Source organism: Klebsiella sp. HMSC09D12, assembly GCF_001808475.1.
Taxonomy (GTDB): domain Bacteria; phylum Pseudomonadota; class Gammaproteobacteria; order Enterobacterales; family Enterobacteriaceae; genus Klebsiella; species Klebsiella oxytoca.
Map to the genome: position 1 here is coordinate 28,487 of NZ_KV793495.1, position 21,516 is coordinate 50,002.

The window sequence follows — 21,516 nt, forward strand, 5'->3', positions numbered from 1 at the left end:
GACCAGGTTCAGGTAGAAAGGTTATCAATGAGCTGGATTGAACGAATTAAAAGCAATATAACCCCCACCCGTAAGGCAAGTATCCCTGAAGGTGTATGGACCAAGTGCGACAGCTGCGGTCAGGTATTGTACCGCGCAGAGCTGGAGCGCAACCTGGAGGTTTGCCCTAAGTGCGATCACCACATGCGTATGTCGGCGCGCAACCGCCTGCATAGCTTGCTGGACGAAGGTTCCCTCGTGGAGCTGGGAAGCGAGCTCGAGCCGAAAGATGTGCTGAAGTTCCGCGATTCGAAAAAGTATAAAGACCGTCTGGCCTCAGCCCAGAAAGAGACTGGCGAAAAAGACGCGCTGGTGGTCATGAAAGGCACTCTGCATGCTATGCCGGTTGTTGCCGCAGCTTTCGAATTCTCCTTTATGGGCGGGTCAATGGGCTCTGTGGTCGGCGCGCGCTTTGTCCGCGCGGTTGAGCAGGCTCTGGAAGACAACTGCCCGCTGATTTGCTTCTCCGCATCCGGCGGCGCGCGTATGCAGGAAGCGCTGATGTCGCTGATGCAGATGGCGAAAACCTCCGCTGCGCTGGCGAAAATGCAGGAGCGCGGATTGCCGTATATCTCCGTGCTGACTGACCCCACCATGGGCGGTGTCTCGGCGAGCTTTGCGATGCTGGGCGATCTGAATATCGCCGAGCCGAAAGCGCTGATCGGCTTTGCCGGTCCCCGCGTTATCGAGCAGACCGTTCGCGAGAAGCTGCCGGCAGGATTCCAGCGCAGTGAGTTCCTGATTGAGAAAGGGGCGATCGACATGATCGTTCGCCGCCCGGAAATGCGTCTGAAGCTGGCCAGCATTCTGGCGAAGCTAATGAATCTTCCGGCGCCAAATCCGGAACCCGCTCACGAAGGTGAGGTGGTGCCACCGGTGCCGGATCAGGAACCAGAGGCCTGATAATGCAGAGGGCAGGCCTGACGGCGCTGCCCTTTTTTATACGCGTAGTTATCCTAACTCTTGCCGGACATCATGGAAAAACAACCTATTCCTCAGGCCACGTCGCCCCTGGCTACGTGGCTTTCTTATCTGGAACATCTGCACAGCAAAACTATCGATCTTGGGCTGGCGCGCGTCAGCGAGGTCGCGCAGCGGATGGCGGTAATAAAACCTGTGCCGTTTGTCTTTACGGTCGCGGGGACCAACGGCAAAGGCACCACCTGCCGTACCCTGGAATCGGTGCTGATGGCGGCGGGCTACAAGGTTGGCGTATACAGTTCGCCGCATCTGGTGCGCTACACCGAGCGGGTGCGCGTGCAGGGCGAAGAGCTGCCGGAACTCGCGCATACGACCTCTTTTGCCGAAATTGAAGCCGCGCGCGGCGATATTTCCCTGAGCTATTTCGAGTTCGGTACTCTCTCTGCGCTGTGGTTGTTTCAGCAGGCGCGACTGGATGTGGTGATTCTTGAGGTGGGCCTGGGCGGCCGCCTTGATGCTACCAATATCGTCGATGCTGACGTGGCGGTGGTCACCAGTATTGCCCTCGATCATACTGACTGGCTGGGGCCCGATCGCGAAAGTATCGGTCGTGAAAAGGCGGGGATTTTCCGCTCAGGCAAACCGGCCATCGTCGGCGAACCCGATATGCCGTTGACCATCGCAGAGGTGGCGAGCGAAAAAGGGGCGCTGCTCCTGCGCCGTGGCGTTGACTGGCAGTACGACGCCAGTGAACAAGGCTGGTCCTTCCGCGATCGGCAGGGGGCGTTAAACGATCTGCCGCTGCCGCAGGTACCGCTGCCGAATGCGGCAACCGCGCTCGCGGCCCTGCGCGCCAGCGGGCTTAAGGTGAAGGAGCAGGCGATGCGCGACGGCATTCAAAACGCGATGCTGCCTGGGCGTTTCCAGATAATCAGCGAAGCGCCGCGGACGATCCTTGACGTTGCTCATAACCCGCACGCGGCGGCCTATCTCGCCGGGCGTCTCAAAACCTTATCGAAAACGGGGCGCGTACTGGCGGTTGTTGGTATGCTGCATGATAAGGATATCGCAGGTACGCTGGCGAATTTGCAGGCGGAAGTTGACGACTGGTACTGCGCGCCGCTGGAAGGACCGCGCGGAGCCACGGCGGAGCAGCTGCTGGAACATTTACGCGCAGGTAAAGTCTATACCAGCGTTGCGCAAGCGTGGCATGCGGCGATGGCGGATGCCAGACCTGAAGATACGGTGCTGGTCTGTGGTTCATTCCACACGGTGGCGCATGTAATGGAAGAAATAGACGCGGGGAGAACCGGTGGCAAGTAAGTTTCAGAACCGTTTAGTCGGGACGATTGTGCTGGTAGCGCTGGGGGTGATTATCCTGCCAGGGCTACTGGATGGTCAGAAAAAACATTATCAGGATGAGTTTGCCGCCATTCCTCTGGTGCCCAAACCAGGGGACCGCGATGAGCCGGATATGTTGCCAGCGGCGACTCAGGCGCTGCCTTCGCAGCCTCCGGAAGGGGCGGCGGAAGAGGTGAGAGCCGGTGACGCCGCGGCGCCATCGTTGGATCCGTCGCGCATACCGGTGAACAACAACAGTTTTGATGTGGTTCAGGAGCCGGTTGTCGCGCCAAAACCGCAGGCGCAGCCGAAACCTCAGCCGAAGCCGGTAGAGAAACCACAGCAGCAGCAGGTTGCGGCGCAGACGCCGCCGCCTAAGCCACAGCAGCAGGCTGAAATCCCGGCGCCGACCGGTAAAGCATACGTAGTGCAGCTGGGCGCGCTGAAGAACGCCGATAAGGTCAACGAAATTGTGGGCAAGCTGCGCGCTTCCGGTTTTAAGGTTTACACATCGCCTTCGACACCGGTGCAGGGTAAAATTACCCGTATTCTTGTGGGGCCGGACACCTCAAAGGATAAGCTTAAAGGCCAGCTTGGAGAACTGAAGCAGCTTTCAGGACTCAGCGGCGTGGTCATGGGCTACAGCCCGAACTAACTCTCTCTTTTTTAAAAGAGTAGCGAGCTGAAACCCCTGTCTGACGTGCCCTGAAGAGGCGAAAGGCAGTATGGCGTTGAATGTTTTTTCAGCGCCATTTTTATTTATGTAGGGCACGGAAATCCCTACGCAAACGTTTTCTTTTTCTGTTAGAATGCGCCCCGAACCGGACGACAGGGCGTAAAATCGTGGGACGTATATGGTCTGGATTGATTACGCCATAATTGCGGTGATTGGTTTTTCCTCACTGGTTAGCCTGATCCGCGGCTTTGTTCGTGAAGCTTTATCGCTGGTAACCTGGGGATGTGCTTTCTTTGTTGCCAGTCATTACTACACTTACCTGGCTGTCTGGTTCACGGGCTTTGAAGACGAACTGGTCCGAAATGGGATTGCTATCGCGATACTGTTTATCGCAACGCTTATCGTCGGCGCTATCGTAAACTTTGTGATAGGTCAGCTGGTGGAGAAAACCGGCCTGTCGGGCACCGACAGGGTCTTAGGGATCTGCTTTGGCGCCCTGCGCGGTGTGCTAATCGTCTCAGCGATTCTGTTCTTTCTCGATAGCTTTACCGGTATGGCGAAAAGCGAAGACTGGCAAAAGTCTGAGCTTATCCCGCAGTTCAGTTTCGTTATCAGATGGTTTTTTGACTATCTGCAGAGCTCGTCAAGTTTCTTGCCCAAAGCATAAGCGTTGGGATGTAGCTTAACGAGGAAAAGACGTATGTGCGGTATTGTCGGTATCGCCGGTGTCATGCCGGTAAACCAGTCGATTTATGACGCGTTAACGGTGCTTCAGCATCGTGGCCAGGATGCCGCAGGCATCATCACCATTGATGCGAACAACTGTTTCCGTTTGCGTAAGGCGAACGGACTGGTGAGCGATGTTTTTGAAGCTCGCCATATGCAGCGTATGCAGGGCAATATGGGGATTGGTCACGTTCGTTACCCGACGGCTGGCAGCTCCAGCGCCTCTGAGGCTCAGCCTTTCTACGTCAACTCACCGTATGGTATTACGTTGGCGCACAACGGTAACCTGACCAACGCTCACGAGCTGCGTAAAAAGCTGTTTGAAGAAAAACGCCGCCACATCAACACCACCTCCGATTCCGAAATCCTGCTCAATATCTTTGCCAGCGAGCTGGACAACTTCCGCCACTACCCGCTGGAAGCCGACAATATTTTTGCGGCGATTGCCGCCACCAACCGCCAGATTCGCGGCGCTTACGCCTGCGTGGCGATGATTATCGGTCACGGCATGGTGGCCTTCCGCGACCCGAACGGCATCCGTCCGCTGGTGCTGGGCAAGCGCGATATTGGCGATAGCCGTACCGAGTATATGGTCGCTTCGGAAAGCGTGGCGCTCGATACGCTGGGCTTTGAGTTCCTGCGCGACGTGGCGCCTGGCGAAGCGGTGTATATCACCGAAAAAGGCCAGCTGTTTACTCGCCAGTGCGCGGAAAACCCGGTCAGCAACCCGTGCCTGTTCGAGTACGTGTACTTTGCGCGTCCGGACTCCTTCATCGACAAAATTTCCGTTTACAGCGCCCGCGTCAATATGGGCACGAAGCTGGGCGAGAAAATTGCCCGCGAGTGGGAAGATCTGGATATCGATGTGGTCATTCCCATTCCGGAAACCTCCTGCGATATCGCACTGGAAATCGCCCGCATCCTCGACAAGCCGTACCGCCAGGGGTTTGTTAAAAACCGCTACGTAGGCCGAACCTTCATCATGCCGGGCCAGCAGCTGCGCCGGAAATCGGTGCGGCGTAAGCTTAACGCCAACCGCGCCGAGTTCCGCGATAAGAACGTGCTGTTGGTGGATGATTCCATCGTGCGCGGCACCACCTCTGAGCAGATTATTGAGATGGCGCGCGAAGCCGGGGCGAAGAAAGTCTACCTGGCTTCCGCTGCGCCGGAAATTCGTTTCCCGAACGTGTATGGCATCGATATGCCGACCGCCAATGAGCTGATTGCTCACGGGCGTGAAGTGGATGAGATTCGCCAGATCATCGGTGCGGATGGCCTGATTTTCCAGGATCTGGACGATCTGATTGACGCGGTGCGCGCTGAGAATCCGGATATCCAGCAGTTTGAATGTTCGGTCTTCAACGGTATCTACGTCACTAAAGATGTTGATCAGACCTATCTGGATTTCCTTGACTCTCTGCGCAACGACGACGCAAAAGCGGTTCAGCTGCAGAACGAAGTGGAAAACCTGGAGATGCACAACGAAGGGTAATGCCTTGATTCGCTGGAAGCCCGCGGTCCGAAGACTGCGGGCTTTTTGTTTTTAGAGGTCAGGCCTCGTTGATCCAAATTCGCATCTCGCCTTCGCCACGATTGGCCCAGCTAAACCATGGAATAAAGGTTAAGGTCTGTTTCTCTACCGCCGTCTGGCGATGGTCGAAGCTGTAGAGCGGTTTATCCTCCTGGGCGGTCAGTACCCGAAGCCCCTCCGCCTGCAGCACGATTTTTCCTTTTAGCACCCCGGTCCCTGGAATCTCGCGTATCTGACTCGCTTTGGGCAGCGACAGGTTGTGCAGTTCGGCGCTGTTATCAACCTCTTCCAGGCAGTAAACCAGCGGTCCGCGCTGAATGGCGACTTTACCGGCGTTATGGCGAACCAGTGGGTTGGCGTAGACCCGGCGGAGGGTCATCGGCAGGCGCAGCGTAATGATATCCCCCTGCTGCCATTGGCGCGTAATATGCAGATAGCCTTTCAGTTGTTCGCCCTGCGCGGCTTCGCCGTTGATGAGCACCTGCGGCGCTTCACACCATTCCGGCAGGCGCAGCGCCAGCGTATGCTGAACGGCCTGCGGGTGGCTGAAAGTGATGTTGACCTCCTCATCCCATGGATAGTTACCGCTGATTTTTAGCGCCAGCGGCTGGTCATTAATGGTGAACTGCGCTTCGCTTCCGGCGTAGAAATTGATAAACAGCGCATCCCGGCGCGGCGTGAACAGGTAGTGCCCGATAGCCACCAACGTGCGGGCGATATTTGGCGGGCAGCAGGCGCAGCCAAACCAGCGCTGGCGAACCGGTTTGATATGGTCGTAAATATGGTTATGCGGAATGCTTTTCGGATAGGTTTCCAGCGGGTTAACATAAAAGAAGTGTTTACCGTCCAGCGCCATCCCGCCGAGTACCGTATTGTAAAAAGCGCGTTCCATCACGTCGGCATAGTGCGCATCGCCTTCCATTTCCAGCATCCGACGGGCGAACATCATCAGGCCAATTGAAGCGCAGCTTTCGCCGTAGGCGGTATCGTTGGGCAGATCGTAGTCGCTGGTAAAAGCTTCGCCGATCCCCTGAGAGCCGATTCCACCGGTGATATACATCCGACGCTGCACCATGTTGTTCCAGATCCGCAGGCAGGTCTGACGTTTCTCTTCGTCATTTGTCATACGGGCGATATGCGCCAGGCCGGTCATCAGATAGACCGAACGTACGGCGTGGCCGACCGCTTCGTTCTGTTCAGCGAGCGGTTTGTGCGCATGGGTGTAAGTTTTGTCTTTGATCATTCCTGGCCAGGCGTCGCCCCAACCGATCCAGTGCCGGGTACCGCCGCGTTTTTCGAACTCGATATCGTAATAGTAGGGCTGCTTCCCACGTTCTTCGACGAAGAAGCAGGCCAACGCCTGATAGCGAGGTTCCCGGGTGACTTCATACAGGCGCATCAGCGCCAGTTCGATTTCCGGATGTCCCGGATAGCCGCGAAGCTGTCCGGGGTTAGGCCCGAAGACGGTATCAATGTGGTCGGCAAAGCGGCAGGAGATTTCCAACAGACGACGTTTACCGGTGGCGCGATAAAAAGCGACAGCCGCTTCAAAAAGATGCCCGGCACAGTACAGTTCATGACACTCTGCCAGGTTAGTCCAGCGCTGACCCGGTTCTTTTACGGTATACCAGGTATTGAGATAGCCGTCTTCACACTGCGCTTGCGCCAGCAGTTCGATCACTTCGTCAGCGGTTTGTTCGAGCGTCGCGTCAGGTTTTTGGCTTAACGACCAGGCGACCGCCTCAAGCCATTTGGTGACGTCGCTATCCTGAAAAACCATTCCGTAAAATTGGCCATCCTCTTGTCCCGCGGCAATGCGATAGTTGGCCAGCGCGTGGCTGGGCTCCGCATCGGGAATATTGTCGTTCAGCGCTTGCCACTGATAAGGAATGACGACATCACGAATCAAACGCTGATACTCTCCCAGGAAAGGATCGGTAACGGTAATTCTGTTCAGGTCGGCTTCAATTACATCGGACTGCATCATGTTTACCTCAGGAAATTTGGCTATGTATTTGGTTAAGATCGGTGGAGATACGTTTCATCATTGGGCCGTCCAGCCGGCACTTCAGCAGACACAGGGCCAGCACCAGATGGAAAATTGCCGGTATTACGGTTTGCAGCAGGGTGATGCCCTGAATAGACGCGGCAGTTTGATTTTCCAGGCCTGGACGGTACGCGACCAGAATCAGCAACAGGCTGATAATGCCGCCGGATGAGGCCCAGGAGAGCTTGATAAAAAAGAGGTTAAAGGCGAAGTTCATACCGGAGGAACGCACGCCATTCTTCCATTCACCGTAATCATCGGCGAAGGCCATAATCGAGAAGTGCAGCGGCAGGGTGAAACCAAGCACAACGTTGTTGATCAGGATACAGACCAGCCATAGTGTCTGATGCTGCGGGCCGGTGGGCAGGAACCACATCGCCACGCCGAAAATAACCAGCACCAGGTTAGTGCGGAAGTACAGCGTAACCATGTCGACGCGGCGTGAAAGCGGGTTGACGATCACCGCGCCAATAATCGCAGCCACGGTGACGATGGCAAAAAACAGCGACATAAAGCCGGCGCTGCCCTGCAGCGCGTAGGAGATAAAGTACATGTAGCCGCCGCCGCGAATGCACAGAATATTCACCAGCAGGAAGGACATCACCAGCATCAGCAGTAATTGGTCGTTCTTACGCAGCCCTTGCAGATGCTGGCGCAGCGTGAATTTTCCGGCCAGCGACAGCGGAACCCGCTCTTTGACCCAGAAAAAGCAAAGTAAAAACATGATCATACCAACGGCGCACAGCACGGCCACGCCGTACTGGTAGCCTTTAGCCAGATTGCCCTGGCCAAAAAGCTCGACCATCCATGGCAGCCCGACGGAGACCAGGAAGCCGGCGATACCGCTTAAGACAAAGCGCCAGGACTGGCAGGACATTACCTGATCGTGACGGTTGGTCATGGCGTTTATCAGGGCGCAGTAGGGGACGTTATTGGCGGTATAGCCAATAGAGAGCAAAAAATAGGTCCCGAACGCCCAGGCAATTTTCATGTTTGGGCTCATGTCTGGCACGGTAAACGTCAGGATGCCGATAACCGCAAGCGGCACGGCAGTCCAGAGCTGCCACGGGCGAAAGCGGCCCCAGCGGCTGCGGGTTCTGTCAGCAATAACGCCCATAACCGGGTCTGATACCGCATCAAAAATTCTCAGGGTAAAGAACATTGCCCCGACGATGGCCGGGCTGAGGCCGAACACATCGGTGTAGAAAAAAAGCAGGAAGCCGCTGATTAAGTCAGAGATGCAGTGTCCACCGGCATCTCCCAGCCCATAGCCTATTTTTTCGCGGGTGGAGAGCGTTTCGCCCGCATCAACCATCTGCACATTCGTGTCCAGATTATCGACTGTAGCCATAACCAATCCTTATTTGCTAAGCAGAGTGTGAGGGTACACAGGTCATTACGATCTGTTTTTATATTTTTAGTAAACTTCATACGCTGCCGAGCATAGATCTAATCTTCTCTTTTCGTACATTTTTGACTTTTGTGCTTGTGATATTGATCTTGATTTTTACTATAAATTATTTTTAATGCCGATCTTGATCACATTTATCCGTGAAGGATGCCGGGATTTTTTGCGTTATTCGCTAAGCTGAGCATCATTTTTACGAGAAAAGGTCGAATTAAATGCATTTAGGAATGGATATCGGTGGGACCAAAGTTGAGACTGTCGTGCTGGATGACAAGGGAAAACTGGTCTGGCAGCAGCGCATTGCGACACCGAAAGCCAGTATTGAGCAGTTCTTACAGGGTATCATTGGAGAAGTCCATGCCGCGCAGGATTGGGCAGGCGAAAAGCTAAGCCTGGGATTCGGTTTGCCCGGCGCGATTGACACCGCTACTTGTTTAGTAAAAAATTCAAATATTCAGGTGGTCAATGGGCATCCGCTGCATGATATCCTTAGCGACTATTTTTCCCAGCCGGTGGCTGTCGCAAACGATGCTAACTGTTTCGCGCTGTCGGAAGCGATAGATGGCTGCGGCGCCGGTCATGAAGTGGTGTTTGGGGCGATCCTTGGTACCGGATGCGGCGGCGGTGTGGTGGTGCATCAGCGTTTGCTGACCGGGCCGAATGCCTGCAGCGGTGAATGGGGGCATAATCCTTTGCCGCACTATTCCCCGGAACACGATGGGCCTTCGCACTTGTGCTATTGCGGTCAGCATAACTGCGTAGAATCGTTTATCTCTGGCAGCGGGCTGGCCCGACAGTTTCGCTTACATAATGAAGGACGCGGAACCGCTGAAGAACTGGTGTTGAAGATGCGTGAAGGACACCCTCAAGCGCTGGCGCTGTGGCGGCAATTCCGTAATCAGCTGGCGCGCGCCTTCGCAAACGTCGTGAATACGCTCGATCCGGATGTGATAGTGATAGGTGGGGGGCTGTCGGGCGTCGATGAGCTGTATAGCGATTTATCGGCTGAAATGGCAAAGTACATATTCGGTGGACGCTGCGTGACGCCGGTTCTGCCGGCAAAGCATGGCGACAGCAGCGGCGTACGCGGCGCAGCTTGGGCTGGAGAGCAGGCGCTGCAGGGATAATCAGCGTAAACCCCGTAAAACAGGTGAAAACGAACGGAATGGTAAAAAAGACCAGAATTAAAGATATTGCGGCGGCCTGCGGCGTGTCGATTGCCGCAGTATCAAGAGCGCTAAAAGGGCAGCCGGGGCTTAGCGAGGAGACTCGTCAGCGGATCCTGTCGATAGCGGAAGCCGAAGGCTATGATTTTAGCCGCTTGCGCAACGGTCGCATCAAGCGGCTGCTGTTTTTAATGCACAGGGAACACAATATTGCCAGCGCTCTGCCGTTCTATTCGACCGTCATGCTTGGCGTTGCTGACGCTTGTAGAGAAAATGAAATTGCCATGAGCTTCCAGCCCATTGGTCCGGGAGATTCAGTTGGCGAGTTGATTAATCTCCATCAGCCTGACGCGTTGATCTGCGCGGGTTATCTTGAAGCAGAGATACTGGCGGAATTGAAAAAAACGGCGCTCCCCGTTGCCCTGGTTGATTTGTGGGCGGCGGATTTTCCCTGTGCCAATCCTGACAACTATCACGGCGGATTTATCGCCACCCGCCACCTGCTTGAACAGGGAAGAAAGCGTATTGCCTTACTCGGCCATTCGCAGCACCATTACAGCATCCGTCAGCGTACTGAAGGCTATCTGCAGGCGCTGTTTGATGCCGGAATTTCTCTGGCCGAGGAGTATCGAGTCGAAGTCCCCCCGGTCAAGGAGATAGAAAAACCGCTGGTAAAAGGCATGGAGAAACTGCTGGCGCTACCGCAGCCGCCGGATGCTATCTTTGCTTATAACGATATGGCGGCGCTGGTGGCGATGAGAGTTTGCGCGCGGAAGGGCATCAAGGTGCCGGATGAGATTGCGATCGTCGGTTTCGATGATATTGAAGCTGCTGCATGGGCCTGGCCGCCGTTAACCACGGTGGCCATTGATAAGCGTGAGCTTGGCCGCGATGCGTTCCGTCTTTTACTCAGCGACGAGGGTGACAGAAACCTGTTGTTGCCGGTGCGGTTAGTGGTTCGTGAGAGTTCATTGCGGTTGCGTCCGCAGGCATAATCCGGCAAAGTCTGCGCCATCGTGTGAAAGGGGCAATCATCGTGAAGCGACTCATTATCGGTATCTCTGGCGCCAGCGGCGCAATTTACGGCGTACGCCTGCTCCAGGTTTTGCGCGAGGTGTCTGATGTCGAAACCCATCTTATTTTAAGCCAGGCCGCCCGTCAGACGCTGGCGCTGGAGACGGACTTCTCCCTGCGCGAGGTGCAGGCGTTGGCCGACGTAGTGCACGATGCCCGTGATATCGCCGCCAGTATCTCTTCCGGCTCTTTTAAAACCGCCGGGATGGTGATTTTGCCATGTTCAATGAAAACGCTTTCCGGCATTGTTCATAGCTATACCGATGGGCTGCTGACCAGAGCGGCGGACGTGGTGCTTAAAGAGCGTCGCCCGCTGGTGCTGTGCGTTCGGGAAACGCCGTTCCACCTCGGTCATCTGCGTCTGCTGGTCCAGGCGGCGGAAATGGGCGCAGTGATTATGCCGCCGGTTCCGGCGTTCTATCATCGTCCTGAAAGCCTTGACGATGTGATCAATCAAACGGTCAATCGCGTTATCGATCAGTTTGATATCTCTCTTCCTGCAGACCTCTTTACCCGCTGGCAGGGCGCGTAGGGCGCACTAACATAGTGCGCTTTCTTCACCTCTGCGCTCCTGCAGTGCAATTTTGTCGCCTCGATCAAATCCTCAACATTTAATTTGTTTTTTTGCGCTACGGCGCTGCGGTTTATCCATTATTGCTGGTATCTTCCCTTTCAAGACAAACTTGCAACCTTTATTTAACAAATTTAACGCCGTTTCCAGCACGCACTGAGAGAATGGCATAAAACGTGCAAGATTTGTCGGCAGCACCAATAACAAGACAACGCATGACATAACAACATCACGACACTTAAGGGTAACCTATGAAGAAGACGGTCCTGGCTTTCTCTTTAATGATGGGCATTTGCAGCGCTTCCAGCGCCTTCGCCGCGCTGCCGCAGAGTATTCGCATTGGCACCGATGCCACCTACGCGCCTTTTTCTTCTAAGGATGCGAAAGGGGATTTCGTGGGTTTTGACATTGATTTGGGTAATGAGCTCTGTTCGCGCATCAAAGTAAAATGTACCTGGGTTGGCAGCGATTTCGACTCCCTGATCCCATCGCTGAAGGCGAAGAAAATCGACGCCATCATCTCTTCGTTATCGATCACCGAAAAACGCCAGCAGGAAATCGCGTTCTCTGACAAGCTCTATGCGGCGGACTCTCGCCTGATTGCCGCCAAAGGCTCACCGATTCAACCGACGCTGGAATCTCTGAAAGGCAAGCACGTCGGCGTTCTGCAGGGCTCCACCCAGGAGGCCTACGGCAATGAACGCTGGCGCAGCCACGGGGTAGACGTCGTGGCTTATCAGAATCAGGACTTAATCTACTCAGACCTCGCTGCGGGCCGCCTGGATGCCGCCTTGCAGGATGAGGTCGCCGCCAGCGAAGGCTTCCTCAAGCAACCAGCCGGTAAAGATTTTGCCTTTGCCGGACCTTCTGTTAAAGACAAAAAATTCTTCGGAGATGGCACCGGTATTGGCCTGCGTAAGGACGATAGCGAACTGAAGGCCGCTTTTGATAAAGCCCTGGCTGAGCTTCGCAAAGACGGCACCTACGACAAAATGGCGAAGAAATACTTCGACTTCAACGTTTACGGTGATTAAGTCGCCCGCTGGCCCGGATTCCGGGCCACGAGTATCTATTTCTGTCTGATATTGGTACAACGGTGCTTTAAGCCGATCAATTTGGTGCAGGAAATTGCGCACTCTATGTTAAAAAGTGCATAGTTAAGCGTTTCCGATGCGAAAAAATTTGCTTTCCGGCGCAGAATGCTTTGCCTTACCGGGGCGAATAATGGCACGATAACTGCCGTAAGTACTTCTAATAAATCCATTAGAATGACAGTCTGTTGAGGATAGTTATGAAAAAACTGGCGTTGTCTCTCTCCTTAGCGCTGGCCCTTTCCAGCGTTTCCACCGTATTCGCAGCAATTCCGCAAAAAGTCCGCATTGGCACCGATCCTACTTATGCCCCGTTCGAATCAAAGAATGCACAGGGTGAATTGGTTGGTTTTGACATCGATCTGGCAAAAGAGCTGTGTAAGCGCATCAATACGCAATGTACCTTCATTGAGAACCCGCTGGACGCGCTGATCCCTTCTTTAAAAGCGAAGAAGATCGACGCCATTATGTCTTCGCTTTCGATCACCGAAAAACGCCAGCAGGAAATTGCTTTCACCGACAAACTTTACGCGGCTGATTCTCGCCTGGTCGTCAAAAAAGGCAGCGATATCACGCCAGACCTTGCGAAGCTGAAAGGTAAGCGCATTGGCGTTCTCCAGGGCACCACACAAGAAACCTATGGCAATGAACACTGGGCGCCGAAAGGTATTGAAATCGTTTCCTATCAGGGTCAGGACAATATCTATTCCGATTTGACCGCCGGACGTATTGACGCGGCGTTCCAGGATGAAGTTGCCGCCAGCGAAGGCTTCCTCAAACAGCCTGTTGGCAAAGATTATCAGTTCGGCGGCCCGTCGATTAAAGACGAGAAGCTGTTTGGCGTCGGCACCGGAATGGGGCTGCGCAAAGAGGATAATGAGCTGCGTGAAGCATTAAATAAAGCCTTTGCCGAGATGCGCCAGGACGGCACCTACGACAAGCTGGCGAAGAAATATTTCGATTTTAACGTGTACGGCGACTAACCATCCCGCGTACCCCATCGCGCGTGACTTAGCGCGCGATGGTTGATGACAGACAGGGCAGACAGCATGCTGTACGGTTTTTCTCAGGTTATTTTTCAGGGCGCGCTGGTCACCCTTGAGCTGGCGTTAAGCTCGGTCGTTCTGGCAGTGCTTATCGGCCTGGCAGGCGCGGGGGCGAAGCTTTCCAGTAATCGTCCGCTGGCGCTGATTTTTGAAGGCTATACCACCTTAATTCGCGGCGTACCCGATCTGGTGCTGATGCTGCTGATTTTCTACGGGTTGCAGATCGCGCTCAACGCGCTGACCGATGCGCTTGGCCTCGCGCAGTTTGATATCGACCCCATGGTCGCGGGGATTATCACTCTGGGCTTTATTTACGGCGCTTACTTCACCGAAACCTTTCGCGGCGCCTTCCTGGCGGTACCGAAGGGACATATTGAAGCGGCAACGGCCTTCGGCTTCAGCGGCGGGCAGACCTTTCGCCGCATTCTGTTTCCGGCAATGATGCGCTATGCGCTGCCCGGAATTGGCAATAACTGGCAGGTGATCCTCAAAGCGACTGCACTGGTCTCATTGCTGGGGCTGGAAGATGTGGTTAAGGCAACTCAGCTGGCGGGTAAAAGCACCTGGGAGCCTTTCTACTTCGCTATCGTCTGCGGCCTGATTTATCTGGTGTTTACCACGGTTTCCAATGGTGTGCTGCTGATGCTCGAACGCCGTTATTCTGTTGGCGTGAAGAGGGCTGACCTGTGATTGATATTATTCAGGAGTACTGGAAATCTCTGCTGTGGACCGACGGCTATCGCTTCACCGGCGTAGCGATTACGCTCTGGCTGCTGATCTCTTCAGTCGTGATGGGCGGCATACTCGCGGTTTTTCTTGCCATAGGCCGGGTATCGAGCAACAAATTTATCCAGTTCCCAATCTGGCTTTTCACCTATATCTTTCGCGGTACCCCGCTGTATGTGCAGCTGCTGGTGTTCTATTCCGGTATGTACACGCTGGAGATCGTCAAAGGTACAGAACTGCTGAACGCCTTCTTTCGTAGCGGTCTGAACTGTACGGTACTGGCGTTGACGCTGAATACCTGCGCTTATACCACGGAGATTTTTGCCGGAGCGATTCGTTCAGTGCCGGCGGGAGAGATCGAAGCCGCCCGCGCGTACGGTTTTTCTGCGGTCAAAATGTATCGCTGCATTATTTTGCCTTCCGCGCTGCGTATTGCTCTGCCTGCCTACAGCAACGAAGTGATCCTGATGCTGCATTCCACCGCGCTGGCCTTTACCGCCACGGTGCCGGATCTGCTGAAAATTGCCCGTGATATCAACTCGGCAACCTACCAGCCGTTTACCGCTTTTGGCATTGCCGCAGTTCTGTATTTAATTATCTCCTATGTGCTGATTAGCTTATTCCGCAGGGCGGAAAAGCGCTGGCTGCAGCATATCAAACCTTCTTCGACGCATTGAGAACGCCATGTCCGACAATAAATTAAATGTAATCGATCTGCATAAACGTTACGGCGAACACGAGGTGCTGAAAGGCGTTTCGCTGCGGGCGAAAGCCGGGGACGTGATCAGTATTATTGGCTCATCCGGTTCCGGTAAAAGCACCTTTCTGCGCTGCATTAACTTTCTTGAAAAGCCCAGCGAAGGGACGATTGTGGTTAACGGGCAGAACATTGGTCTGGTTCGTGATAAAGACGGTCAGCTCAAGGTGTCGGATAAGAACCAACTGCGTCTGCTGCGGACTCGCCTGACGATGGTGTTCCAGCATTTCAATCTCTGGAGCCATATGACGGTGCTGGAAAACGTGATGGAAGCGCCGATTCAGGTTCTGGGCCTGAGCAAACAGGAAGCGCGCGAGCGGGCGGTGAAATATCTGGCGAAGGTGGGGATTGACGAACGCCAGCAGATTAAATATCCGGTGCATCTCTCCGGCGGCCAGCAGCAGCGCGTGTCCATCGCCCGCGCGCTGGCGATGGAACCCGATGTGCTGCTGTTTGATGAACCGACGTCGGCGCTTGATCCTGAACTGGTGGGTGAAGTGTTGCGCATTATGCAGCAGCTGGCTGAAGAGGGGAAAACCATGGTCGTGGTCACCCATGAGATGGGCTTTGCGCGCCACGTCTCCTCTCACGTAATCTTCCTGCATCAGGGCAAGATAGAAGAAGAGGGGCACCCTGACGAAGTCTTCGGTAATCCGAAAAGCCAGCGCTTGCAGCAGTTCCTGAAAGGCTCTTTAAAGTAATCCCTGTCCTGCCCCCGGCGGAATACTCTCCGTCGGGGCGGCTAACGCTCCAGCCGATATACCCAGTCGTCGTAATCAATTCCGTTCAGGCGATAGGCTTTTTCGAGCACCTGAATGCGGATAAAACCGTGTTTTTCCAGCAGACGAGAGGAACCAGCGTTACTGCCCAGCACCCAGGCATTGATGGCGTGAACGCCGAGCTGCTGAAAACCGTAGTCGCAAATCGCTTTTAGCGCTTCGCTGGCGTACCCTTTCCCCTGAGCTTCGGGCAGGAGTGCGTATCCGACATCCGCTTCGTGCGGGTTTTTACTGCTGATGCGCAGCCCGATATCGCCAATTGCCGCGCCGCTGGCATCACGTAAAACGAATACGCCAGGGTCTGCGCAGCGGGACTCAAACAGCGTCCGCAGCGCCGGCTCCTCAAGAAGCTCTCCCATATAGCGCATCACTTCTGGATCTCGCCGTAAGCGCAGAAAAAAAGGCCAGTCGGATGCGTTAAACCCAGAGAGACGCAGGCGCGGAGTGGTGAGTGTTATCATAAAGCAGTCCATACAAGTGGATTCTTCCGCCACCTTAACACCATAAAGCCGCGGAATGTTTATGCCTTTAAGCAACCGTCGGTGAAGCCTGGCGCTGACTTTCCAGCCCGCTAAGATAGTGCAACACGGTTTTGCTCTCCCGCGTAGCCCTCAGCTGCAGCGCCAGATTGAGATCGTCCAGCACCTCGGCGTGGGCGACCAGCGCTGAGTCTTCAGCAAGTCGTCCCTCCGTTACCAGCCAGCCAACGATGGTTTTCCAGCGCCATAGCGGCGAATTGCCTTTAACGCGCTGCACCGGTCCCGGAAACTGGCCCGAGCCTCGCGCGCCATCTTTCAATAAGGCGACGGCCTGTCGCGTCAGGCCGGTGAGTTCGGCAATATCGCTTAATCCTACCAGCGCGGAATCGACGGATTCGACTCGCGCATTCAGAGCCGGAGCGGATTCGATATCAGCAATGGCTGACAGAATAGCCTGCTCAAGAGAGTCTCTTTCGCGATCGAACTCCAGATAGACCGCCGTTCCGTAAAAACAGACCAGGGCGTCAGCGCAGCCTGCGGCATGCAGTGCATCTTCCAGACCCACGGTACGAGAAGTTACGCCGGAGAGGGTGAGCGTAAAATTATACAGCGCCATTGTTTAATCCTTCTTGTGGTTAAGCTGACCCGAGGCAGGCGGCTGGCAGCGGTCGACCATTCTGATAATTTGCCTGGCGTGGTTAATGGGTACCGCAGGCGTTGACCAGATGCTCATCATATGTTCCCGGTGCCGGGCCGTCCCACACATCAACCTGCCAAAACAGTGAACGCTTTTGCCGCCAGTGATAAAAATCCAGCCCCGTGCCAGCGAGTAGTCAATAGCTGCTCTGATATGTTTATCCGGATGTTCCTTCATCAATTCATCCTGGTAATGTTGAATAAGTTGTTGACGAATGTCAACGGTGTGGTGGTGTTAAATTACACACAGGGGTTATGGCAGAGTGAAAGACATATCACTGGAATAAGATTCACAGTTAAGGCGACAGAGGAATGGTGATTTTTGCGCGCTGCGAGGCGGGTTCAACAAATTAATTAATCAGGGAGAGCGATACTCTCCCTGAGAGACCTGGACTACCGCAGCACGTCGGCCAGCGCCTCTTCCAGATCGTACCAACGAAAGCCAAATCCGGCCGCTTCCAGGCGTTTAGGCAGCGCGCGCTGGCCGCCGAGTACCAGAACGGAAGATTCTCCCATCAGCAGACGAATAGCCGCCGCCGGGACGCGGAAAATCGCCGGACGGTTTAGCGCATGGCCCAGCGCATGAGCGAACTGCTCGTTACGAACCGGGTAAGGGGAAACCATATTAAACGGCCCGCGCAGGTCGTTATCAAGCAGCCACAGTATACCGTTGACCATATCGTCGATGTGGATCCAGGCCAGATACTGTCTGCCGCTGCCGATAGGGCCGCCGAGGCCAAGCTTAAAGGCGGGCGCCATTTTGGCCAGAATGCCGCCTCGCGGCGCCAGCACCACCCCGGTACGCAGCAGGCATACGCGGGTGCGATCGCTCTGCGCTTCGCAGGCAATCTGCTCCCAGCGGGCGCAAAGCTTGTGGGTAAACTCATTATGCGGCGGCTCTTCTTCGGTGACGACAACTTCGCCGAGATCGCCATAATAGCCGGCGGCTGAACCGCTAATCAGCACCGCGGGCGGCGCGTCGCTGGCGTTGATTAGGGTGACCAGCTTTTGGGTGATATCCCAACGGCTGTGGCAGAGGCGCTGCTTCTGCTCCGCCGTCCAGCGTTTATCGGCGATAGGTTCGCCTGCCAGATTGATGACGGCATCAAAACCGTTAAGATTCACCTGATGCTCAAAATCGCGCCACAGAGTGACGCGAGAATCGAGGCGGTTTTTCGCCTTTTCAGGGCTGCGGGTTGAAACCGTTACGCGATGCCCCAGCTCCAGCAGCCGGGGTATCAGATGCCGGCCAATCAGGCCGGTACCGCCAGTAAGCAGAACGTTCATAGCGCCTCCCGAAGATGCATCTAGCGCCGCCAGCTCATCGTCATGGAGACGGAATCGGCGTAGCGCAGTGCATGCAGTTTGTCGATCTCTACTTCAGCATATGTGACCCAGTGATGTTCGCGTGCGATGTCGAGCACATCCTGAGTTAATTTTTCCAGTAGAGAAAAGCGGTTATTTTCGATATGACTAATAATGCGCTTAGTAATGGTGCGGTAGTTCAGCGCATCGTTAATATCTTCGCTGTTGCGTGATTTCTCCGCCGGATAGTGGATAGCGACGTTGACCACCACATCCTGGCGGTTGGCGATCTCTTCCTCTTTAATTCCGATAAAAGTACGCAGGCGCAGGTTCTTAATTCGAATAATGGCGTCTGGTTGAGACATTGCAGGCTTCCTCCGGGTAGTAATTTCCGCCATCATACATCAAAGCTTCCCGGCCGAGCAGGGGGTTACCAGGCTTCTGTTTTCAGAAGCGCCTCAACGGTCGCCGGGCGATGACGAATGCGTTCAAACCAGTTGTGAACCGCCGGAAAACTGGCGAGGTCGATGCGCTGGCGCTGATGGGCATTCACCCACGGCCAGCAGGCGATATCGGCGATACTGTAGTGGTTGCCGCCCAGCCAGGGGCTCTCGCCAAGGCGCCGGTTGAGCACGCCGTACAGCCGCTGAGTTTCAACCTGATAGCGCTCGATGGCATAGGGTACCGCCTGCGGGGCGCAGTGGTTAAAGTGGTGGTTTTGCCCGAGCATCGGCCCTAAACCGCCGACCTGCCAGAATAACCACTGGAGCGTAGCGTGGCGCTCGCGGAGCTCACCGCTCAGTAACTTGCCGCTTTTTTCTGCAAGGTAGAGCAGGATTGCTCCGGACTCAAACAGGTTTAACGGGCCACCGCCGTCGGCGGGTTCATGGTCAACGATCGCCGGGATCTTGTTATTTGGCGAAATCGCAAGGTAGGAGGGTTGGAACTGCTCCCCTTTGCCGATATCCACCCGGATGAGACGATAGGCCAACTGAGCTTCTTCGAGGAAGAGCGTGATTTTGTGGCCATTGGGAGTGGGTGCGTAGTAAAGATCGATCATGAAAATCCCTCGCCGTTACGGGTCGCAAACTTTTCGAGTATAGGTGAACTGACGTTATTCGGCAGGCTAACCGAATCCGGGATGATTTTTGCCAGGCAAGTTCACCGCAATTAAGTATGTAAGATCCTCAAGGCGACGGTCAGTGACATCTTCTGAAAGACAGGCTATGTTGGCTTATCGCCCCATTACATTAGCCATTGAGGATGCTATGAGCCAGTCCGCGATTACCCTGTGGTCCGACGCCGATTTTTTCTCGCCCTATGTGATGTCCGTGTACGTTGCCCTGCAGGAAAAGAGCCTGCCTTTTACTCTAAAAACCGTCGATCTCGACAGCGGCGAGCATCTGCAAAGCGGCTGGAAAGGCTACAGCGTGACGCGGCGCGTACCGCTGCTGGAGGTCGGTGAGTTCTTCCTGAGCGAATCCTCCGCGATTACCGAATATCTCGATGAACGCTTCGCGCCTCCGGAGTGGGAGAGGCTGTATCCGCATGACCTGCAAAAGCGCGCGCGGGCGCGTCAAGTGCAGGCCTGGCTGCGTAGCGATTTAATGCCGATTCGTGAAGAACGCTCGACGGCCGTGGTTTTTGCCGGAGAAAAGAAACCGCCGCTCAGCGAAGCCGGGAAAAAAAGCGCCGGCAAGCTGTTTGAAACGGCTGGCGTTCTGCTATCCCATGGCGGGCAGAATTTATTTGGCGAATGGTCTATAGCCGATACCGATCTTGCGCTGATGCTCAATCGTCTGGTTCTGAACGGCGATGAGGTTCCGACCGCGCTGGCTGATTATGCCACCTTCCAGTGGCAGCGAGCGTCAGTCCAGCGCTACGTCGCACTCTCAGCCAAACGAGCGGGCTGATAAGCGTCAGCGGTTCCGTTATCATAGCGGCATCGTAATGCGTGGAGATGAATTGTATGAAGCTGATGTTTGCCTCGGATATCCATGGCTCTCTACCTGCAGCCGAACGCGTGCTTGAGCTGTTCGCGCGAAGCGGGGCGCAGTGGCTGGTTATTCTCGGTGATGTGCTGAATCACGGACCGCGTAACGCGCTTCCTGAAGGTTATGCCCCGGCCCAGGTCGCAGAGGCGTTAAACCGCGTAGCGGAGCGGGTGATTGCCGTTCGCGGCAACTGCGACAGCGAAGTCGATCAGATGCTGCTCCATTTCCCCATAACCGCCCCCTGGCAGCAGGTTTTGAGCGAGCGAACCCGCCTGTTTCTCACTCACGGACATCTGTACAGCCCCGATAATTTGCCTCCACTCGCCGCTGGCGATGTGCTGGCTTACGGCCATACTCATATTCCGGTAGCCGAGAAACGCGGCGAGATTTTTCTCTTCAATCCCGGCTCGGTCAGCATCCCTAAAGGGGGATTTACCGCCAGCTACGGTCTTCTGAACGAGGGGCGATTGCAGGTTTTAGCACTCGATGATCATCAGGTTATTGCAGAGGTCGCAATTTACCCGTAATTTACCCCTCAATCGTATAGACGCGCCGCGAGAGCGCTTTAAAAAGTAAGGTTTCCTGATGGCGGAACAGAATCATTTGGCAAGCACAGAATGGGTCGATATTGTTAATGAAAACAACGAGGTGATAGCACAATCCAGCCGCGAACAAATGCGCGCGGAGTGTCTGCGTCATCGCGCGACCTACATTGTTGTTCATGATGGGATGGGCAAAATCCTGGTGCAGCGTCGTACCGAAACGAAAGATTTCCAGCCGGGCATGCTGGACGCCACCGCCGGTGGCGTGGTGCAGGCTGATGAGCAAATGCTGGAGTCCGCGCGCCGCGAGGCGGAAGAAGAGCTCGGCATTGCCGGCGTGCCCTTCGCTGACCACGGGCAGTTCTACTACGAAGATAAGCACTGCCGCGTCTGGGGCGGTCTGTTTAGCTGCGTATCGCACGGACCGTTCGCGCTGCAAGAAGAAGAAGTGAGCGAAGTGTGCTGGCTGACGCCGGAAGAGATCACCGCCCGCTGCGATGAATTCACTCCGGATTCATTAAAAGCGCTGGCGCTGTGGATGACCCGCAATGCCAACAATGAGCCAACAAAAGCCGAAAAACAGGAAGAGGCGGAATAGCCT

24 protein-coding genes are annotated in these 21,516 nt (G+C 55.0%); 16 read left to right on the forward strand and 8 right to left on the reverse strand.

All coding sequences use genetic code 11. The features are described 5' to 3' along the window. The first annotated feature begins 27 nt into the window (after positions 1-27). From accD to purF, 5 genes are all read left to right on the forward strand, one after another. A complete protein-coding gene (gene accD / locus HMPREF3178_RS19780) occupies positions 28-942 on the forward strand; it encodes an acetyl-CoA carboxylase, carboxyltransferase subunit beta (protein ID WP_016808402.1) in 915 nt (304 codons plus the stop codon). Positions 943-1,014: 72 nt separating this feature from the next. Beyond that, complete coding sequence (gene folC, locus HMPREF3178_RS19785) at positions 1,015-2,283, forward strand: bifunctional tetrahydrofolate synthase/dihydrofolate synthase (RefSeq protein WP_070585428.1); 1,269 nt, start codon at positions 1,015-1,017, stop codon at positions 2,281-2,283. Beyond that, positions 2,273-2,956 (forward strand): cell division protein DedD, encoded by a 684-nt coding sequence (gene dedD, locus HMPREF3178_RS19790; protein ID WP_004114272.1) that lies wholly within the window; start codon positions 2,273-2,275, stop codon positions 2,954-2,956. Before folC ends, dedD begins: the two co-directional genes overlap by 11 nt. Positions 2,957-3,155: 199 nt before the next feature. Beyond that, positions 3,156-3,644 (forward strand): colicin V production protein, encoded by a 489-nt coding sequence (cvpA, locus tag HMPREF3178_RS19795; RefSeq protein WP_004104143.1) that lies wholly within the window; start codon positions 3,156-3,158, stop codon positions 3,642-3,644. Positions 3,645-3,677: 33 nt separating this feature from the next. After that, positions 3,678-5,195: an amidophosphoribosyltransferase gene (gene purF, locus HMPREF3178_RS19800; RefSeq protein WP_070585430.1), complete on the forward strand. Its 1,518-nt coding sequence runs from the start codon at positions 3,678-3,680 to the stop codon at positions 5,193-5,195. 58 nt (positions 5,196-5,253) lie between these two features. Here the strand turns inward: purF and HMPREF3178_RS19805 are convergent, their stop codons facing one another. Next, positions 5,254-7,221 (reverse strand): glycoside hydrolase family 127 protein, encoded by a 1,968-nt coding sequence (locus HMPREF3178_RS19805; protein ID WP_070585432.1) that lies wholly within the window; start codon positions 7,219-7,221, stop codon positions 5,254-5,256. 7 nt (positions 7,222-7,228) lie between these two features. Continuing rightward, on the reverse strand, positions 7,229-8,632 hold the full coding sequence (locus HMPREF3178_RS19810; protein WP_070585434.1) for an MFS transporter: 1,404 nt from the start codon (positions 8,630-8,632) through the stop codon (positions 7,229-7,231). A gap of 272 nt (positions 8,633-8,904) precedes the next feature. Between HMPREF3178_RS19810 and HMPREF3178_RS19815 the strand changes: the two genes are divergently transcribed. The 8 genes from HMPREF3178_RS19815 to hisP all read left to right on the forward strand — a co-directional run bounded on the left by HMPREF3178_RS19815 (position 8,905) and on the right by hisP (position 15,821). Further along, positions 8,905-9,816, forward strand: a complete 912-nt coding sequence (locus HMPREF3178_RS19815) for an ROK family protein (protein ID WP_016808383.1) — start codon at positions 8,905-8,907, stop codon at positions 9,814-9,816. 38 nt (positions 9,817-9,854) lie between these two features. After that, the gene (locus HMPREF3178_RS19820) at positions 9,855-10,850 is read left to right on the forward strand and encodes a LacI family DNA-binding transcriptional regulator (protein ID WP_070585436.1); all 996 of its coding nucleotides are present in this window, start codon (positions 9,855-9,857) and stop codon (positions 10,848-10,850) included. A gap of 41 nt (positions 10,851-10,891) precedes the next feature. After that, the gene (locus HMPREF3178_RS19825; RefSeq protein ID WP_064373222.1) at positions 10,892-11,461 is read left to right on the forward strand and encodes a UbiX family flavin prenyltransferase; all 570 of its coding nucleotides are present in this window, start codon (positions 10,892-10,894) and stop codon (positions 11,459-11,461) included. 290 nt (positions 11,462-11,751) lie between these two features. Then, positions 11,752-12,534, forward strand: a complete 783-nt coding sequence (gene argT, locus HMPREF3178_RS19830) for a lysine/arginine/ornithine ABC transporter substrate-binding protein ArgT (RefSeq protein WP_004104124.1) — start codon at positions 11,752-11,754, stop codon at positions 12,532-12,534. 257 nt (positions 12,535-12,791) lie between these two features. After that, a complete protein-coding gene (hisJ, locus tag HMPREF3178_RS19835; RefSeq protein WP_016808381.1) occupies positions 12,792-13,574 on the forward strand; it encodes a histidine ABC transporter substrate-binding protein HisJ in 783 nt (260 codons plus the stop codon). A 66-nt stretch (positions 13,575-13,640) separates the two neighbouring features. Then, complete coding sequence (locus HMPREF3178_RS19840; protein ID WP_004104120.1) at positions 13,641-14,327, forward strand: histidine ABC transporter permease HisQ; 687 nt, start codon at positions 13,641-13,643, stop codon at positions 14,325-14,327. Continuing rightward, a complete protein-coding gene (hisM, locus tag HMPREF3178_RS19845) occupies positions 14,324-15,040 on the forward strand; it encodes a histidine ABC transporter permease HisM (protein WP_004104118.1) in 717 nt (238 codons plus the stop codon). Before HMPREF3178_RS19840 ends, hisM begins: the two co-directional genes overlap by 4 nt. 7 nt (positions 15,041-15,047) lie before the next feature. Continuing rightward, positions 15,048-15,821 (forward strand): histidine ABC transporter ATP-binding protein HisP, encoded by a 774-nt coding sequence (gene hisP / locus HMPREF3178_RS19850; RefSeq protein WP_004104116.1) that lies wholly within the window; start codon positions 15,048-15,050, stop codon positions 15,819-15,821. Positions 15,822-15,862: 41 nt separating this feature from the next. Here hisP and HMPREF3178_RS19855 read toward each other — a convergent pair whose 3' ends face one another. The 6 genes from HMPREF3178_RS19855 to yfcG all read right to left on the reverse strand — a co-directional run bounded on the left by HMPREF3178_RS19855 (position 15,863) and on the right by yfcG (position 19,439). Then, positions 15,863-16,360, reverse strand: a complete 498-nt coding sequence (locus HMPREF3178_RS19855) for a GNAT family N-acetyltransferase (RefSeq protein WP_004104114.1) — start codon at positions 16,358-16,360, stop codon at positions 15,863-15,865. Positions 16,361-16,427: 67 nt separating this feature from the next. Further along, a complete protein-coding gene (locus HMPREF3178_RS19860) occupies positions 16,428-16,994 on the reverse strand; it encodes a hypothetical protein (RefSeq protein ID WP_004104113.1) in 567 nt (188 codons plus the stop codon). Between the two features lie 3 nt (positions 16,995-16,997). After that, positions 16,998-17,252, reverse strand: a complete 255-nt coding sequence (locus tag HMPREF3178_RS19865) for a hypothetical protein (RefSeq protein ID WP_004104111.1) — start codon at positions 17,250-17,252, stop codon at positions 16,998-17,000. Between the two features lie 215 nt (positions 17,253-17,467). Next, positions 17,468-18,361, reverse strand: coding sequence for a TIGR01777 family oxidoreductase (locus tag HMPREF3178_RS19870; protein ID WP_004104109.1), 894 nt, complete (start codon positions 18,359-18,361; stop codon positions 17,468-17,470). A 20-nt stretch (positions 18,362-18,381) separates the two neighbouring features. Then, positions 18,382-18,744 (reverse strand): dihydroneopterin triphosphate 2'-epimerase, encoded by a 363-nt coding sequence (folX, locus tag HMPREF3178_RS19875; protein WP_004104107.1) that lies wholly within the window; start codon positions 18,742-18,744, stop codon positions 18,382-18,384. Positions 18,745-18,809: 65 nt separating this feature from the next. Then, complete coding sequence (yfcG, locus tag HMPREF3178_RS19880; RefSeq protein ID WP_004104106.1) at positions 18,810-19,439, reverse strand: GSH-dependent disulfide bond oxidoreductase; 630 nt, start codon at positions 19,437-19,439, stop codon at positions 18,810-18,812. Between the two features lie 208 nt (positions 19,440-19,647). Here yfcG and yfcF point away from each other — a divergent pair, with 208 nt between their 5' ends. Genes yfcF through yfcD form a run of 3 tightly spaced genes read left to right on the forward strand, consistent with a single transcriptional unit; the run spans position 19,648 to position 21,513 of the window. Further along, positions 19,648-20,292: a glutathione transferase gene (gene yfcF / locus HMPREF3178_RS19885; RefSeq protein ID WP_004104105.1), complete on the forward strand. Its 645-nt coding sequence runs from the start codon at positions 19,648-19,650 to the stop codon at positions 20,290-20,292. A gap of 56 nt (positions 20,293-20,348) precedes the next feature. Continuing rightward, entirely contained in the window at positions 20,349-20,900 is a 552-nt protein-coding gene (gene yfcE, locus HMPREF3178_RS19890) for a phosphodiesterase (protein ID WP_004104104.1), read from the forward strand. A 58-nt stretch (positions 20,901-20,958) separates the two neighbouring features. After that, entirely contained in the window at positions 20,959-21,513 is a 555-nt protein-coding gene (yfcD, locus tag HMPREF3178_RS19895; protein WP_004104103.1) for an NUDIX hydrolase YfcD, read from the forward strand. Positions 21,514-21,516 lie beyond the last annotated feature (3 nt).